11 protein-coding genes are annotated in these 16,669 nt (G+C 49.6%); 9 read left to right on the forward strand and 2 right to left on the reverse strand.

The genetic code is table 11. The features are described 5' to 3' along the window. The first annotated feature begins 287 nt into the window (after window positions 1-287). Both RW114_RS13525 and RW114_RS13530 read left to right on the forward strand, forming a co-directional pair. Window positions 288-1,154, forward strand: a complete 867-nt coding sequence (locus tag RW114_RS13525) for a PAS domain-containing protein (protein WP_340123285.1) — start codon at window positions 288-290, stop codon at window positions 1,152-1,154. Window positions 1,155-1,428: 274 nt separating this feature from the next. Next, on the forward strand, window positions 1,429-3,648 hold the full coding sequence (locus RW114_RS13530) for a putative bifunctional diguanylate cyclase/phosphodiesterase (RefSeq protein WP_340123286.1): 2,220 nt from the start codon (window positions 1,429-1,431) through the stop codon (window positions 3,646-3,648). A 231-nt stretch (window positions 3,649-3,879) separates the two neighbouring features. Here the strand turns inward: RW114_RS13530 and RW114_RS13535 are convergent, their stop codons facing one another. Together RW114_RS13535 and RW114_RS13540 are read right to left on the reverse strand one after the other, a co-directional pair. Then, a complete protein-coding gene (locus RW114_RS13535; RefSeq protein WP_340123287.1) occupies window positions 3,880-6,171 on the reverse strand; it encodes a heavy metal translocating P-type ATPase in 2,292 nt (763 codons plus the stop codon). Then, complete coding sequence (locus RW114_RS13540; RefSeq protein WP_340123288.1) at window positions 6,171-6,386, reverse strand: heavy-metal-associated domain-containing protein; 216 nt, start codon at window positions 6,384-6,386, stop codon at window positions 6,171-6,173. Before RW114_RS13540 ends, RW114_RS13535 begins: the two co-directional genes overlap by 1 nt. Window positions 6,387-6,526: 140 nt before the next feature. Here RW114_RS13540 and RW114_RS13545 point away from each other — a divergent pair, with 140 nt between their 5' ends. The 7 genes from RW114_RS13545 (at window position 6,527) to RW114_RS13575 (ending at window position 16,664) form a co-directional block, all read left to right on the forward strand. Beyond that, window positions 6,527-7,726, forward strand: coding sequence for an EAL and HDOD domain-containing protein (locus RW114_RS13545; protein WP_340123289.1), 1,200 nt, complete (start codon window positions 6,527-6,529; stop codon window positions 7,724-7,726). Window positions 7,727-7,728: 2 nt separating this feature from the next. Further along, window positions 7,729-8,352 (forward strand): high frequency lysogenization protein HflD, encoded by a 624-nt coding sequence (gene hflD / locus RW114_RS13550; protein ID WP_340123290.1) that lies wholly within the window; start codon window positions 7,729-7,731, stop codon window positions 8,350-8,352. An 8-nt stretch (window positions 8,353-8,360) separates the two neighbouring features. Then, the gene (locus RW114_RS13555; RefSeq protein ID WP_340123291.1) at window positions 8,361-9,290 is read left to right on the forward strand and encodes an ABC transporter ATP-binding protein; all 930 of its coding nucleotides are present in this window, start codon (window positions 8,361-8,363) and stop codon (window positions 9,288-9,290) included. Window positions 9,291-9,292: 2 nt separating this feature from the next. After that, window positions 9,293-10,045, forward strand: a complete 753-nt coding sequence (locus tag RW114_RS13560; RefSeq protein WP_340123312.1) for an ABC transporter permease subunit — start codon at window positions 9,293-9,295, stop codon at window positions 10,043-10,045. After that, a complete protein-coding gene (locus tag RW114_RS13565) occupies window positions 10,042-11,388 on the forward strand; it encodes a GldG family protein (RefSeq protein ID WP_340123292.1) in 1,347 nt (448 codons plus the stop codon). Before RW114_RS13560 ends, RW114_RS13565 begins: the two co-directional genes overlap by 4 nt. Window positions 11,389-11,676: 288 nt before the next feature. Then, window positions 11,677-13,209 carry a hypothetical protein gene (locus RW114_RS13570; protein WP_340123293.1) on the forward strand — a complete coding sequence of 511 codons (1,533 nt, stop codon included), beginning with the start codon at window positions 11,677-11,679 and terminating at the stop codon, window positions 13,207-13,209. A 374-nt stretch (window positions 13,210-13,583) separates the two neighbouring features. Next, window positions 13,584-16,664: a bifunctional diguanylate cyclase/phosphodiesterase gene (locus RW114_RS13575; RefSeq protein WP_340123294.1), complete on the forward strand. Its 3,081-nt coding sequence runs from the start codon at window positions 13,584-13,586 to the stop codon at window positions 16,662-16,664. Window positions 16,665-16,669: the final 5 nt, after the last annotated feature.

Genomic DNA, 16,669 nt, shown 5'->3' on the forward strand with positions numbered 1-16,669 from the left:
GGTCAGTAACATCCCCGTTAAACAAAATCCTAGCCAAGTCTTTTGTAGGTGCGTCAGCCTGGCATTGGACTTTAGCTTTCCCAGGGCTGCATCTAAATCAGTGACAAACGATTTTATAAAGTGTGCCGGCTCGTACATCAACATGGTGTTGAAATACGTGGCAGTTTACACTGATTAGCTTACCCGTTTTCCGGCTGTATTTCTAAGCTTAAAAACTTGAACATCGAGTAATACATCCGACACCCGGCAAACCGACGCGGATCAAGCGCAGCTCCAAGACTAATGAAATGCACCATATTGAGGAACTGGAGCGCGAACTGGCCTACACCAAAGAAAACCTCCAGGCCACCATTGAGGAACAGTATGCGTCCAACGAGGAGCTTAAATGCACTAATGAAGAGATGCAATCCACCAATGAAGAGCTGGAAACCTCCAAAGAGGAATTGCAATCCATTAATGAAGAACTGATCACCGTAAACTCCGAACTACAGGCCAAAATTGTCCAACTGGCCGACATGCAAAACGACATGAAGAACCTGCTCGACAACATCCACGTCGGCACCATCTTTCTCGATCAAAACCTGATCATCCGGCGTTTTACACGCGATGCGACACAAATCTACCGCCTGGTTGCCTCGGATGTGGGCCGCGCACTCAGCGACATCAAGCCCGAACTGGAAGGTGAAGACCTGCTGGATGACGCCCATACCGTACTCGATAATCTGGTGCCCATCGAACGTGAAGTAAAAACGGGGAATGGCAATTGTTATCTGGCACGCGTCCAGCCCTACCGGACACTGGAAAACATGATCGATGGCGTGGTGCTGACCTTCACCAACATCACCGAACGCACCCAGGCTATAGCGGCGCAGGAAGCGAGGCTATTGGCCGAAGTCATCGTCGATACGGTACGCGAGCCGCTTATTGTGCTCAATGACGAATTGAAGGTCATCACCGCCAGTCGCTCGTTTTACCAACACTTTAAAGTGACTGCCGAAGAGACCGTAGGACGCCCCCTCTACGAACTGGGCAAAGGTCAATGGAACATCTTAGCCTTGCGCGAGCTTCTGGAAACCGTCCTGTCGCACAAGCAAGCTTTTGAAAACTATCCGATAGATTATCATTTTCCCACCATGGGTCACCGTAAATTGTAACTCAATGCCCGCTGCATCATCGGCCGGACCGGAGAACCGCAATTGATCCTGCTGGCGATAGAAAATATCGTCGACTAGGCGTAGGCAAACGCGTTGCGTGGCCTACCGATTTGAACGGCCACAAAGCAGGCTTTGTATGACGACATAAGCTATTCAGCTCAACAGCAGACTCACCTGACTAAGTAATAGCACATATTGATTGAAGACACCGAACCCCTTACCCTAGACGCTTGAATTCTCCCTATCGAACACCTTATAACAGTGAGGAGTTTACGTGGCCAACAAATCCAACCAACAGGGACAAAAACCAAAGCCACCTACCGAGGCAGAGGAAGAACTACTGCGCGAATTACGGGAACACCAGATCGAACTGGAGATGCAAAACGAGGACTTACGAATACACCAGATCGAGCTGGAAATGCAAAACGAGGAGTTACTGCGCGCCCGCGCCGCTCTGGAAACATCCCGTAGCCGCTACCTTAATCTCTATGAATTTGCTCCCGTTGGCTACCTTAGCCTCAACTCCGAGGGTAACATTATCGAGATCAATCTTACTGCCGCCACGCTACTCGGCGAGGAACGCAACAATCTGCTAAACCGTTATTTCATCGACTTGATCGCGCCCGAAGACTGCGGCCGCTGGTATCTTCTACTACAAAACCTGCTACAGCACGAAGGCGAGAAAAAAAACTTCGAACTGACGCTGAAACGCGGCGATAGTCACTTTCATGCTCGGCTGGACTATTTGTCGGTAATGAACGACGATCTAACATTATTGCGGCGCATCACGCTCACAGACATATCCGAAAGCAAGCATGCCGAACAAGAATTACGCATCGCTGCCGTCGCATTCGAGGCTCAGGAAGGCATCATGATCACCAATGCCGACAAGGTGATTTTGCGTGTCAACCGGGCCTTTACCGACATCACCGGTTACAGTGCCGAAGAACTCGTAGGTCAGACGCCCCACCTACTCAACTCAGGACGTCACAACGCGGCCTTTTACGCCGAGATGTGGGAATGCATTAATCGCACCGGATCCTGGCAGGGCGAAATCTGGGACCGACGCAAAAATGGTGATATTTATCCCAAATGGGTAACCATCACTGCGGTGAAAGACAGCAATGGAGTTGTCAGCCACTATGTCGGCCTACATACCGACATCTCTGCACGCAAGGCTTCAGAAGAGGAAATAAAACAACTGGCCTACTACGACCCACTGACTGCATTGCCGAACCGAAGACTGCTGCTCGACAGACTACAGCAAGCACTGGCAACCAGTTCACGTAATAATAAATACGGCGCCCTGTTATTCATTGACCTGGATAATTTCAAGTCCCTGAATGACAACCTGGGTCATGATATGGGGGATGTATTATTACAGCAGGTCGCACAGCGCCTTATTGCCTGTGTGCGAGAGGGCGATACCGTGTCTCGCCAAGGCGGTGACGAGTTTGTGATCATGCTGGAAGATCTGAGTGAGCATGCTGAAGAAGCCGCCGCCAAAGCCAAAACCATAGGCGAAAAAATCATTATCTCGCTCAATCAGCCCTATAAGCTTACCACTCACGAATATCAAAATACCCCCAGCATCGGCATCACCTTGTTCACTAATCACCAGCAGAGTATTAATACGCTACTGAAACGTGCGGATATTGCCATGTATGGAGCCAAAGCCGCCGGCCGAAACACCCTGCGCTTCTTCGACCAGGACATGCACCAGGCGGTTACGACGCGTGCCGCTCTGGAAACGGACTTGCGCTTTGCGCTGGCAAAAAATCAATTCCAGCTTTATTTTCAGCGGCAAGTGCGCAACGGCCAGATCATTGGCGCCGAAGTGCTGTTGCGCTGGGAGCATCCTGATCGCGGTCTTGTAGCGCCACTTGAATTCATTCCACTGGCCGAAGAAATTGGACACATCATTCCCATTGGGCAGTGGGTACTGGAAAACGCCTGCGCCCAACTTAAACGATGGCAAGCCCATCAGCAAACGCGGCATTTACAGCTTGCCGTTAATGTCAGCGCACGTCAGTTCCATCAAGCCGATTTTACCGAGCAAGTCTGCGCCATGCTGAAAAAAAACGCCATCAAAGCGGATCGACTCAAACTCGAATTCACCGAAAGCCTAGTGTTCGACAACATCAACGACACCATTGTCAAAATGCAAGCACTCAAAAAAATCGGCGTGAGCTTCTCGATGGATGATTTCGGTACCGGTTATTCATCACTGATCTACCTGACGCAATTGCCCTTCGATCAATTGAAAATCGATCAATCATTCATCAACAACATCGGAATAAAACCTGTCGATACGGTGATCGTGCAGACCATCATCGGCATGGCCAACAACTTGGGGATGGACATCATTGCCGAGGGCGTAGAAACCCAAGAACAACGCACATTTCTTGAGCTTCACGGCTGCCATACCTACCAGGGCCATCTGATAGGCAAAGCCATGCCGCTGGCGGAGTTTGAGCGTTTTTTCGGGATTTGAAGCATTTTTTGACTATAAAGGCAAACAGGCTTATTTGGTCTTACAGAACCTAGATCCCCCATGCAGGTTATGCAGAAGATAGAGCAGCGCATGGAGCGGTTGCCGATAGCACCAAAAGTAGGCGCTTTAGGCAACGCAGGAGCGAACTTCAAAAATTACGCTGGACCTAACCCACTTAGCGCCGCTTGTGTGAACTGCGCTTTTTTGTATTATTGACAAATCGACCAAAACCTATTTGCGTTCAACAAATTTCATCCATCGCAAGCGGTTAGCATTGGTAACCACTGTCACGGAAGACAGCGCCATAGCCGCACCGGCTATCATCGGGTTTAACAAAACGCCGAATAGCGGATACAACAAACCTGCCGCGACCGGAATGCTGACGGTATTATAGAAAAATGCGCCGATCAGGTTTTGTTTGATATTGATAACCGTCGCTTTGGATAACTCAATGGCTTCAGGCACTTTCAGCAACGAGCCTTGCAAAATGACCACATCGGCGCTTTCAATAGCGACATCGGTGCCGGTGCCGATCGCAAAGCCGATATCAGCTTGCGCCAATGCAGGCGCATCATTAATACCGTCGCCGACCATGCCGACGATTTCACCCGCTTGTTGCAGTTCTTTAACCACCTCGGCTTTATCCTGAGGCAGCACCTGCGCCCGCACTTCGGAAATACCTGCCTGCTTGGCAATGGCGTGAGCGGTTATTTGATTGTCGCCGGTCACCATGATGATGCGGACGCCCTGATCTTTCAACAGCTGCACCGCGTGTGCCGAGTCCTTTTTAATCGGATCGGAAACGGCGATAATGCCAACGACTGCCAGGGATGGCGGAAGTGTCGCAATCGGTAGGGAACCGATGCGACCGACTTTATTGTCCAAAGCAAGCAACATAGGCGTTTGACCCAGAGCCGACAGTTTTTCCAGCCGGTTGTTATAGCGGGTAAAGCTAACGCCTTGCTGATCCATCAGCGCCTTGTTGCCGAACAACACGCGCCGCCCATCAATCATCGCCATCACTCCGTGACCGGCGACGGATTCAAATTGCTTAACTTTTTCCAGCGTTAACTGCTTGGCTTCTGCTGCCGCCAGAATGGCCGACGCCAATGAATGTTCCGAACCGGATTCAATACTCGCCGCCAACTGCAGCACTTGCTCTTCGCTAATGTCGCCGATGGTTTCAATCGTCGAAACAGTCGGCTTGCCTTCGGTTACCGTGCCGGTTTTATCGAGTATCAAACAGGTTAATTTACCCGCCGTTTGCAAGGCCTCGCCCTTACGAATCAAAATGCCTGATTGGGCAGCTCTGCCCACCGCTACCATCACCGAAATAGGCGTCGCCAAACCCAGGGCACAGGGACAGGCAATAACCAGAACGGTCATTGAGGTGACAAAGGCGTAACCCAGTGAAGGCTCAGGCCCAAAAGCATACCAAATCAAAAAAGTCAGCACTGAGAATGCGACCACGGCCGGTACAAAAACACTGGAAATTTTATCCGCCAGACGGGCGATTTCCGGTTTACTGCTTTGCGCTTGACGGACGCTTTTAATGATCTGCGCTAATGCGGTATCGCGGCCGATGCGGGTTGCGGTAAACAAAAAACTACCGCTCTGATTCATGGTTCCGGCAACCACCTGGGCGCCCGCGATTTTTTCTACCGGCAACGATTCGCCGGTCAACATCGACTCATCGACCGTGGAATGTCCTTCCAGCAGCACACCGTCAACGGCAATTTTCTCGCCGGGCCTGACTCTCAAGGTTTCGCCTAACCCCACTTGCTCGATAGCGATATCGATTTCTTCGCCATCCCTGATCACCCGCGCCGTACGCGGCTGCAAACCGATCAGTTGACGAATAGCGCTGGAGGTTTTACCTCGAGCCAGGGTTTCCAAGCCGGAGCCCAGATTAATAAAAGCCAGAATCATCACCGCAGCTTCAAAATAGGCATGTTTCGCCAGGGACGGCAGGGTATCGTAATAATCGAGCACAATGCACGAATACAGCCACGCCGAACCGGTACCCAGCGCAATCAGGGTATCCATGTTAGCCTGTCCCAGCATTAACGACTTATAGGCGCCGCTGTAAAAATGCCAACCTGAATACATCATGACGCCTAAGGTGATCAGCGCAATTTCCGGCCAGACCCATGAACCGGTTGTTGAACCAATTTCCGGTAACCCGTCAAAATGATCGGCAGCCATCAGCAGCAAGCCGAAGGTTGCCGCTGCCGAGGCTTTTTTCATCAACTGCCGATAGCGTTGCAACTCTTGCTCTTCCTGTTCGGAAGGATCTTCAAAACCCTCCATCACCGCCGCATCGTAACCGGCGGCTTTAACGGCCTGCATTAACAACTCAGGGTCGGCATGGCCTTTAACCTCGGCGGAATGATCGGCAAAATTGACGCTGACTTCGGTCACACCGTCAACTGCCGCCAATGCGCCTTCAACGGCACTGACGCATCCGGCGCAACGCATGCCTAAAATGGATAAGCGCAAATCTTCGGAAGTGTTGGTACTCATTACGCTGTCTCTACGGTAAAACCCGCATCAGTAATGGCATCGGTAATAACATCCAGGCTGGTTTTTCCAGCATCGAAGTCGACCTTAACTTCCTTGTCTTTGCTCGATGCCTTAACCGACAACACGCCATCAATGGCTTGCAGTTTAGTCGTCACATTGGTTTCACAACCGCCACATTTCATGCCGATAACGGTTAACGATACAGATTCAGTCATTTTTATGCCCTCTTGTGCAGTGAAGTATTGCCCATATCATACTCGACTGATAGTCGATAATCATGGTATAAATCAGGTTATATTTCGGGTTTCACGCTAAACCCGACAGATAGTTAAACTCAACACCTCTAGCAATTAAAATGGCAGACATTATAATCGGGCGGCAGCAGATTTTTGACCAGAAACTGAATATCTACGCCTACGAACTCCTTTTCAGAGGCAATGATTTCGATCTGAATCATAAGGATGGCGCTACACAAGCGACCAATCAGGTCATTACCGATACCATTTTAGAACTTGGACTCAATACCATTGTGGGCCCTCACAAAGCCTTTATTAATTTTACAACGCAAAACATCCTGGATAAAACCCCTTTACGCCTTCCTAAAGATCGGATTGTTGTTGAGGTGTTGGAAAATGTTGAAATCGACACAACCATCGTCGCCAACCTACAAGAACTGTCAAATCTAGGCTATATCATTGCCTTGGATGACTTTGTCTTTTCTGATGCATGGATGCCGCTGGTGGAATTTGCCGACATTATCAAACTGGATATTCTGGAAATGGGCGAGTCCAAAACACGAGAGCTGATCACTCGCCTCAAGTCCTACAAGGTAAAACTGCTCGCAGAAAAAGTAGAAACCTACTCCGAGTATCAATACCTGCTCGAATTAGGCTGCGATTATTTCCAGGGTTTCTTTTTCAACAAACCCAATCTGGTTTCCGGCAAGCGCATCAGTGTCAATCAAACGGCAGCCATTCAATTGTTAAGCACCGTTAACAACCCCGATGTAGAATTTGAAGATCTGACCAAGATAATCTCGCTTGATGTCGGACTCAGCTATAAACTGCTGCACTATATCAATTCCGCATTTTTCGCTCTGCCCAATAAAGTCTCATCCATTAGCCATGCCATTTCCTATCTGGGGCTGATCGAAATAAAACGCTGGATAAATATATTGACACTGGCTTCCTTATCCGAAAAACCGGAAGCGGTCATGCAAAACGCCTTGATACGAGGCAGAATGTGTGAAGAACTGGCCTGTCTAAGCGGCGATAAATCAGACAATTTTTTCCTGATTGGCATCTTGTCCAATCTGGATAGCTTGCTGGATATACCCTTGGATGAAGCGCTTAGCCAATTGCCTTTAGCCGATGATATTGTTTCAGCCATATTGCACAAAGAAGGACTGGGCGGTGAAGCGCTTAACTGTGTTATCAGCTATGAGCGCTGGGACATTTCATCCGTATCATTTAGGAATGTTGACCAATCTATTATTGGCGATGCTTACATTAAAAGCATAAACTGGGCAAAAGACATTATGGGCAATATAAAATAATTATGTTATTAAATTCCATCGCCAACCAAACTCTCGCTCTTGCAGGCATTTCCCAGGCAGCTGCACTGGTTCAACAATTGGCAACGACGGGCACCGCCGATTCGTCCGCCCTTGAAGCCAGCATAGGCAGTCTTTTTGTCAGCGATGAACAAGGTGTAGCCAATATCTACGGCGGATTATCAGGACTTAATCTGGGGATTTTACAGCTTAACGATCAAATGACCGGTCTTAAAATCGCCAATCCCGAACAAGCGCGTTATGCTGCCTCGCTGGTTTTTCTGGAGAATCAACTAGCCAAGCAACCGGCCATGCTTAAAACCATTTTTACCGGAATTGAGCGTGCCCAGGCACAATCGGAACATTTCGGCCTGCTCCATGAAAATGTACTGGCAAATCTCGGTGACATTTATCACACCACCGTCAGTACACTGCAGCCGAGAATCATGGTTAATGGTGAACAGGAATACTTATCCAAACCCGACGTCGTCAATAAAATACGCGCCTGTCTGCTGGCCGGAATACGTTCGGCCATTCTTTGGAAACGATGCGGCGGCACCCGCTGGAAATTCCTGTTTTATCGCAAAAAAATTCAAGCCGAATTACAAATTCTGCTGCAACAGCTTTAGCCTTCCGTATGACTACCCTGATTGAAGCCGAACACCTGACCCGCTATTACGGCACACATTGCGCCGTTAACGATGTCAGTTTTACCTTGGCCAAAGGCGAAGTGCTCGGTTTTTTAGGCGCCAACGGCGCAGGAAAAACCACCACCATGCAGATGCTATGCGGCAATCTCGCGCCCAGCGCCGGGCAAATCACAATCAACGGCTTCGACCTGCTCGACCAACCCAAAGCCGCCAAACGGAATCTGGGCTATTTGCCCGATACGCCGCCGCTATACAAAGAGCTAAGCGTCCAGGAATTCCTGCTGTATTGCGCCAAGCTGCATGGTGTCGCCAAAAGTTCGGTGACTGACGCGATCAATCAGGCCAAAGAACGTTGCGGTTTAAGCGATGTTGCCGACCGGTTAATCACCAATCTGTCCAAAGGTTTCCAGCAGCGCGTCGGCATTGCCCAAGCCATCTTGCACAACCCTGAAGTTATCGTGCTGGATGAGCCGACTGTCGGTCTCGATCCCATTCAAATCCGGGAAATACGCACCTTAATTCGGGAGCTGGGACAGGATCATGGGGTCATCCTGTCTACCCATATACTGACCGAAGTGCAGGAATCCTGCTCCCATGTGCAAATCATTCATCAGGGACAGCTGATCTTGAATGAAACCACAGCCGGACTTAACCGGCAAATGGATACCGGCACTCTGCAAATCACCACCCGGCTAGTGCCTGACATTAACAGTTTGCTAACTCTTCCCGGCATCAGTTCTATCGAAACCATGAGCCAAAACCGGATCAAAATTCACTACAGCGTAACCGCCAATCCGGCCGAACAAATTGCCGAACACATCATTACCGCCGGATGGGGATTACAGGAACTGACGCCGATAAAAAGGTCGATGGAAGATATTTTTATTAGCCTAACCAAGGAACATCGCGAGTTATGAGCCTGATTTTAACCATTGCCTCCCGCGAATTCAGAACCCTGTTTTTATCGCCGATGGCCTGGACGATATTGGCCATATTGCAATTCATTCTGGCATTCTTGTTTTTAACCCAGGTTGAAGCCTTTACCTCGCTCCAGCCCAAACTGGCTTCCATCGAAGGCGCACCCGGCCTGACCGACATTATCGTGCCGCCCTTATTCGGTAACGCGGCCATTATTCTGTTACTGGTCACGCCGTTAATGACCATGCGTTTGATCTGCGAAGAACGGCGCAATAAAACCCTGTCTTTGCTGTTGTCCGCGCCGGTTTCCACTATCGACATTATCCTTGGCAAGTATCTAGGCATACTCGGACTGATGCTATTGATCATTGCCCTGATCACCCTGATGCCGTTATCTTTACTGGGCGGCGGCGAACTGGATTTGGGTAAATTGTTTGCCAATATCTTAGCCTTGCTGTTGCTGGTTACCGCGTTTACCGCAATCGGCCTGTTTATGTCCTGCATCGCCGGTCATCCCACCGTTGCCGCGATGAGTACTTTCGGTGTTTTACTGCTATTGTGGATTTTAGACTGGACATCCGGTCTGACAGATCAACGTAGCGAACTGTTTGAATACCTGTCGATTCTCAGGCATTTCCAGAACATCCAAAGCGGTCTGATCAGCTCGGTCGATGTCAGTTATTTTCTGCTGTTTATCACCACCTTCATCGCACTCAGTATTCGCAGTCTCGACAATGAGCGCTTGCAAAAATGAAAATATCGCCTCATAAACACCAGCAAATCCGCTTGAAAAACGGGCTCATTATCCTGGTTCTATTGTGCATGCTCGGCACACTGGCCTGGATCAGCACCCGCTACAGCATTGAAACCGACATAACCGGCAATGCCGACAACACCTTGTCCCAGTCATCGCAAAAACTGCTGGAGTCGATGCCCGACAAAATAGTTATCACCGCCTTCATTAAAAAAGACCCCGCGCTAAGAAGCCAGATCGCACACTTGATCAACCGCTATAAACGCCATAAAGCCGAGCTAACGCTGACCTTTATCGACCCTGGCGCGCAACCGGAAAAAATACGCAAACTGAATATAGGCGCGACCGGCGCGATTGTTGTCGACTATCAAGGGCGCACTGAAAAACTGAACTTTATCGATGAATCATCGCTGACCAATGCGCTGCTGCAACTGGCAAATGCCGATGAACGCTGGGTCACTTTCCTGACCGGCCACGGCGAGCGCGCGGCTGACGGCATCGCCAATTTCGATTTAGGCCAATTCGGCAAGGAACTGAATCGCCGTAAAATCAAGGCCCAATCCATCAATCTGGCGACCATGCCAGACATCCCAGGCAACTCCGCGTTACTGGTGATCACCGCCCCCGTCGTGCCGTTACTGGCAGCTGAACTTGAACTGATCAAACGCTATGTCCAGCAAGGCGGCAACCTGCTGTTGCTGACCGATCCGGGCAACCACCATTTGGACGCCTTGCAACAGCTCCTGGGTTTGCGCCAGCTTCCGGGAACCCTGGTAGACAGCAGTTCCAAGCTTTACGGCATTAACGACCCCAGCTTCGTGCTAGCCAGCGATTATATTGCACATCCGATCACCCTAGGCTTTCAGACCATAACCGTTTATCCGGTTACTGCCGCGCTGGCAATCGGCGAGGAAACAGACTTTCAACCCGTCGAGTTACTCAAAAGCGTATCACAGTCATGGACAGAAACCGGCCCGATAGCCGGAAAAATTGTTTTCGATGCCGACGGCGACGAAAAACAAGGCCCGCTTGCCTTTGCCTATGCATTAACCCGCGACCTTGGTAAAAAAACGCAGCAACGCATCGTCGTGGTGGGTGACGGAGATTTCCTATCCAACGCCTATATCGGCAATGTCGGCAATCTGGACATGGGCTTAAGAATGATCAACTGGCTGATTCATGATGACCGGTTTATCGACATCCCGGCCAAAATTGCAACCGATAAAAGCCTGCAATTAAGCCAGCTCAGCGTCGGCATCATCGGCTTCGGTTTTTTGATTGTCATACCGTTGCTATTAATGGGTACAGGCTTTTATATCTGGCGTAAACGCAAGCAGCGTTAAACCCAGCTCGGTTTTTACCTTTACTACGAAATCTTGTCAGGGCAGTTCTTACCACTACCCGCTTCGATTCACCAAAGCCGGGAAGAGACCTTGACGCGCGATGTCCTGCTATAATACAAGCACTCGATCCCGCAACGCGCTCTCGGCCATATCATGCCAATCCAGGCCTTGCAGAACTGGCGTGAAAAACGACCGGAATTGTTTAATAAGCGCGTTTATAATCAGACGGGAATTGATATTTTTCCTGAACTAGAAACCTTTTGAAAAGTACGTAGGAGCAGCCGCACGATGACTACCGAACTCTTGATTAACTTTGCGGTGCAGTTTCTTGGCACCGGGGCCGCATTCTTCCTCGCCTATCGGTCCTTCCAGAAACGCCGAATTCAGTTAGGCGCTGAACCGACGCTACCCGAATACTTTATCCGCAGAAGCACCTACTGGATGGGGATCGCATCGTACTGCACGTTTATCGCAGCACTTTATTGGTTACTGACTTGGCAGTGGCTGCCCTTGGAACCGCTGGTGACGCTCATCGTGAAGAACCTTCGGCCCGGTGAATTAGTGAATCTTCTGAATGGCTTGGACGGAAACACGATCATACCTTTGATTGCCGCCGGGCTGTTGCTATTTTTTATCGCCTGGGAAAGCAGGTTTAACCCCTTGCTTATCTTGAGGGACAGCATCCATGACGCTTTCGCAATTCCGACCAAAGCGGTAGAGGTCTATAACGCTCTAATTACATCGAGATTGTCGGCGGTCGACGATAGATTAAAAACACAAATCGGCAATCGCCTGCTGGTGCCGAGCATCGACCCCGGTGATTTCGAAAAATTCAGCTCCACGGTCGAGTATAAATGGGCCCATAATTGCCTTCTTTTTGACCAGATACAGAACTACGCCAACCAATCGTCCTTTCGTCGCCTTTTCAACGAACCGTCTCTGAAATGGGGGGAAATCTGTATCTCCTACAATGCGATGTCGGAAAAAGTGGCCGTCTGGAAGGAAGCGGAACCCCACTATACCAAGACGGTCAAGTTGATAAAGGAGCTGGACCAGCTCACCGGCCTGCTTTGTCGCTTACTCGCCGCTCTGGTCGTGTTCGGGAGCGCAAGCGAAAATGAGATATGGGCAACCGTGAAGCAGCTCGGCGGCAACGTCCACGAGGCCCGCCTGAAACACACCTATAAATATGTTCTGCTGTTCACGGCTGCCACCGCCATCGGGGTCATGTTGGGTCGGGAGATTTCGGTCTCGCTACACAATGCCTTCCTGTTTCCCGATAAACCGCTAGCACACTTTGATTACACTACACTCCGGTGGATCGTCTATGCCATTGCCATCTATGTCCTTCCGATCGCGCTCGTCTTTATTTCACGAACGCTCGCCTTCAGGCACCAACGGGGGCAATCCGATCGGTACTATGGGTTCTATATGGCAGTGATAATAATGGGGTTCATTGTTAGCACCACGGTATCGGCGCTTATTCTCGAGTTAACCTACTATAAAGATAGTTTCAGCTTTCTGGAAAGCTTCATAAAACATATGCGCTGGGGAATCCTGCCAGCGCTGATGTGCGGATTTGTGGCCTATCGAATGGATACGCCAGTGAGCGAATCGGAAACTCCAGGTAAGCTCATTATGGCCGCTACGTTGCGTTTTCTCGGGTGGGGATCGGTCGCCGTCATTATCATGCTTTATGCTACCGGCGACATGACCATCCAGGAGACGAATCTGCGTTTCACCCTTGTCGGCACGGCTTTCTTCGTAGTCGGTCTGTTGGGAGCGTCTGCCCGTTTCAAAACGGCGCGGCAAGATGATTAGCTATTCCATCCCGTGCGATTATATCCCGAGGGAATTCATCGGTAGAGCGGGCGCCGGGAAAGTTCGTTCATGTGTCACTGGGCCAAAAAACCTTTAACCATCGTTGATCTATTTTCCTAGCCATGCAGGAAAGCGCCCATCCCAATGTGGTGGCATGGCCGTTTGCCATGTTATTCGAGATTTTGGTTAGGGTGATGGCATCTATGCTTAAAAAATATCTATGACGCTAACCTGGCAGCCGAAAGAGTGAAATAGGAAAATGTTGGGTCGTCATCAAGACGGGTTCCGGCAAATTTTACGCGATACTAGTTATTTTTTTGACTATAACCTACAGCTTGTGCTGAGAAAGACTTCTGCCGCATAGCTGACGTTCAATGTTGACAAAAACAGTGCTTTGCGAACAATGGCTTTCGTCCAAAAGCTGCCGGCCATTGACTTTCGTAGGTTGGTCTGAATACAATGAAGCCCAACGATCAAAGCTATCACTTTCTCAATGGCTGACATGTTGGGCCTGCCCAACCTACGACCCTGAGTATGATAGCCATTCCGGCATTATCAGCCACTTAACGAAAAGTCATCACCCCATGCTCAACATGCTCCGCTTCCTGCCGGACCCCCCTAATGTTAGCCTTATTTACACCGATTCCTACAGCCCCATATGGATCAGCACCTCTGTCTTTCTTGCCATCCTTGCATCCTACGCGGCACTGAATGCCTCCGCACGAATCGAGCATCAGCATGAGGCAGCATCCAAACTGACTTGGGCATTGATCAGTGCGTTCACTTTGGGTGCCGGCATTTGGTCAATGCATTTCATCGGCATGTTGGCATTAAGCTTGCCTTGCAGTATCCACTACGACCCGCTCATAACCCTGATCTCGATGATTCCCGGCATATTGGCCGGTGGCGTTGTATTTGGCGTGGTATGGCATCATGGAACAAAACGCATGCCACCCTTAGTCGGCAGCATCTTTCTGGGTGCAGGCATTGGAATAATGCACTACACAGGCATGGCCGCAATGCGCTTGCAGGGTTTCGTCGGCTACAACCCCTACTTATTTGCGTTATCGATCATTGTGGCCGTCGCACTGTCCTACCTCGCATTACGGGTGAAAGGCGATGTAGCCCCTATAAATTCACGGCGTCATGTGTTGGTTGCTGTCATTATGGGCGGAGCGGTGTCTGGAATGCACTATACGGCGATGTCGGCCGCATACTTTGTTCGAGATACTGTCGATAGACACATTCCCCCCGTTGATTTAACCACTAACACCCTGGCCATCTCCATTGCTCTAACGACGGTCTTTCTGGCTCTAACTGCATTGGTTTTAGCCGCCTTTTCAACTAACAGAGAGACGACACAACAGCTTCGTGACAATGAACAGCGATTGAAGATTGCCACCGACTCGGGTCAGGTCGGAATTTGGGATCTTGACCTGCAAACCAACGAATTAATCTGGGATGAGACCATGTTTGCCCTGTATTGGACACGCAAGGAGGATTTCTCGGGGACCTATGATGCCTGGTCAACACGAATGCATCCAGAGGATAAGTCGGCAGCGGAGGCTGCACTACAGGACGCAATTTCTGGCACCAGAGAATACGCTCATGAGTTCCGTGTCATCGGACCGGATGGGGAGATCCACTACATTAAGGGTCATGCCCATGTTATCAAGGATCAGGCCGGCAACCCTAGGCGAATAATTGGCACCAACTGGGACAACAGTGCGCATGCGCTGACACAGCAACAACTAAAGTTTGCGCACGCCGCCATTAACAACAGCAGGAGTTCTTTCTTCTGGATTAACAGTAAAGGACAGGTAATCGACATCAACGATTGTACCTGTCAAAGCCTTGGTTATAGCCGCAATGAATTAATTGGTCAGTCTATTTGGTTTTTCGAGCCGAATTTTCCTGCTGAATCATGGCCCAGACAATGGGCCAAGCAAAAAAAGGAAATGACACGCACGTTTGACTCGATATTTCAGTGTAGGGATAGATCTGTTTTTCCGGTAGAAGTCACGGCCAACTACATTGTTGTTGACGGAGAAGATTATTGTTTTTTCTTCGCCCACGACATCACCGACCGTAAGGCCGCAGATGAGCAAATAAAACAGCTGGCCTTTTATGATCCACTCACCCATCTGCCCAATCGTCGGTTGTTGAGGGAACGATTAAAGCACAGCATGAATGTGGAGCGACGTGACGGCAAGACCCTGGCATTACTGATGCTCGATTTGGATTATTTCAAAGCGGTTAATGACAGTCTCGGACATCTGGCTGGCGATGAGTTATTACAACAAGTTGCTGTACGCATTACTGAAAGACTGCGTGAGGTCGACATAGTTGCCCGTTTTGGTGGTGATGAGTTTATTGTATTACTGGAAGATATTGCTCAACCGGAAGATGCGGCACGGGTAGCCGATGAAATCATTACTTGTTTAGCTAAACCCTTTTGCCTGACCCAATGCGAGAATATCCAGATTGGCGCCAGTATTGGCATTAGTTTATATCCGCAACATGGTGACAGTCTTGACACACTGATGGACCATGCCGATGCTGCACTGTATCAGGCTAAAGATGCCGGACGCGGTTGCTTTGCCTATTTTTCTGAAGAACTAACACTGGCTGCCCGTGAGCGCATAGCCTTGGAAGCACGGCTGCGTCATGCCATTGAGCAAGATGAACTGCGTGTTTTTTACCAACCTCAGGTGGATATTGCTAGCGGTCTGATAATCGGTGCCGAGGCACTGGTGCGCTGGCAAGACCCCATAGATGGACTGGTTTCGCCGGTACGCTTTATCCCTATTGCAGAGGAAACCGGCCTGATTATGGGAATCGGTGAATGGGTGTTGCGTGAAACCTGTCGTCAAGGGCGACAATGGTTGGATGCGGGTTTGCCACCCTTAACTTTAGCGGTTAATGTTTCCCCTCACCAGTTCGGTCGTAGCGACATTTGTGCGTTGGTCGCTACAGTTTTGGCAGAGACTCACTTTCCAGTCGAGCAACTGGAATTGGAAATAACTGAAAGCGGATTGATGAAAAATCAGGATAACGCAACGGCCATTCTTAATGGTCTGCATGCTCAGGGTGTCCGTCTCGCGATTGATGATTTTGGCACCGGTTATTCATCCCTGGCTTATCTCAAACTTTTTCCACTGGATATATTGAAAATTGACAAGAGCTTTATTGACGATATTCCTTTTCATCAAGATGACATGGAAATCGCCGCCACCATTATTGCCATGGGTCATATTCTTGGCTTTAAGGTCTTGGCTGAAGGCGTGGAAACGGCAGAACAGCTGGCATTTTTACAGGAAAAAGGCTGTGATATGTATCAGGGCTATATCAAAAGCCGACCTATACCAGCGAAAGAGTTTACTGAATTATTGCGTGATCAGCAGCAACCCCCCTGCGTCAGAATAGTTGTCACCTCAAATTTTAAGAAAAAATAAAATTT

The organism is Methylobacter svalbardensis (assembly GCF_037671525.1).
Taxonomy (GTDB): domain Bacteria; phylum Pseudomonadota; class Gammaproteobacteria; order Methylococcales; family Methylomonadaceae; genus Methylobacter_A; species Methylobacter_A svalbardensis.

What these genes read in the sequence shown, in the direction of transcription:
- RW114_RS13525 (WP_340123285.1), top strand. Translation starts at nt 288, where the DNA reads ATGCACCATATTGAGGAACTGGAGCGCGAACTGGCCTACACCAAAGAA.
- RW114_RS13535 (WP_340123287.1), bottom strand. Translation starts at nt 6,171, where the DNA reads ATGAGTACCAACACTTCCGAAGATTTGCGCTTATCCATTTTAGGCATG.
- RW114_RS13540 (WP_340123288.1), bottom strand. Translation starts at nt 6,386, where the DNA reads ATGACTGAATCTGTATCGTTAACCGTTATCGGCATGAAATGTGGCGGT.
- RW114_RS13545 (WP_340123289.1), top strand. Translation starts at nt 6,527, where the DNA reads ATGGCAGACATTATAATCGGGCGGCAGCAGATTTTTGACCAGAAACTG.
- hflD (WP_340123290.1), top strand. Translation starts at nt 7,729, where the DNA reads ATGTTATTAAATTCCATCGCCAACCAAACTCTCGCTCTTGCAGGCATT.
- RW114_RS13555 (WP_340123291.1), top strand. Translation starts at nt 8,361, where the DNA reads ATGACTACCCTGATTGAAGCCGAACACCTGACCCGCTATTACGGCACA.
- RW114_RS13565 (WP_340123292.1), top strand. Translation starts at nt 10,042, where the DNA reads ATGAAAATATCGCCTCATAAACACCAGCAAATCCGCTTGAAAAACGGG.
- RW114_RS13570 (WP_340123293.1), top strand. Translation starts at nt 11,677, where the DNA reads ATGACTACCGAACTCTTGATTAACTTTGCGGTGCAGTTTCTTGGCACC.
- RW114_RS13575 (WP_340123294.1), top strand. Translation starts at nt 13,584, where the DNA reads ATGTTGACAAAAACAGTGCTTTGCGAACAATGGCTTTCGTCCAAAAGC.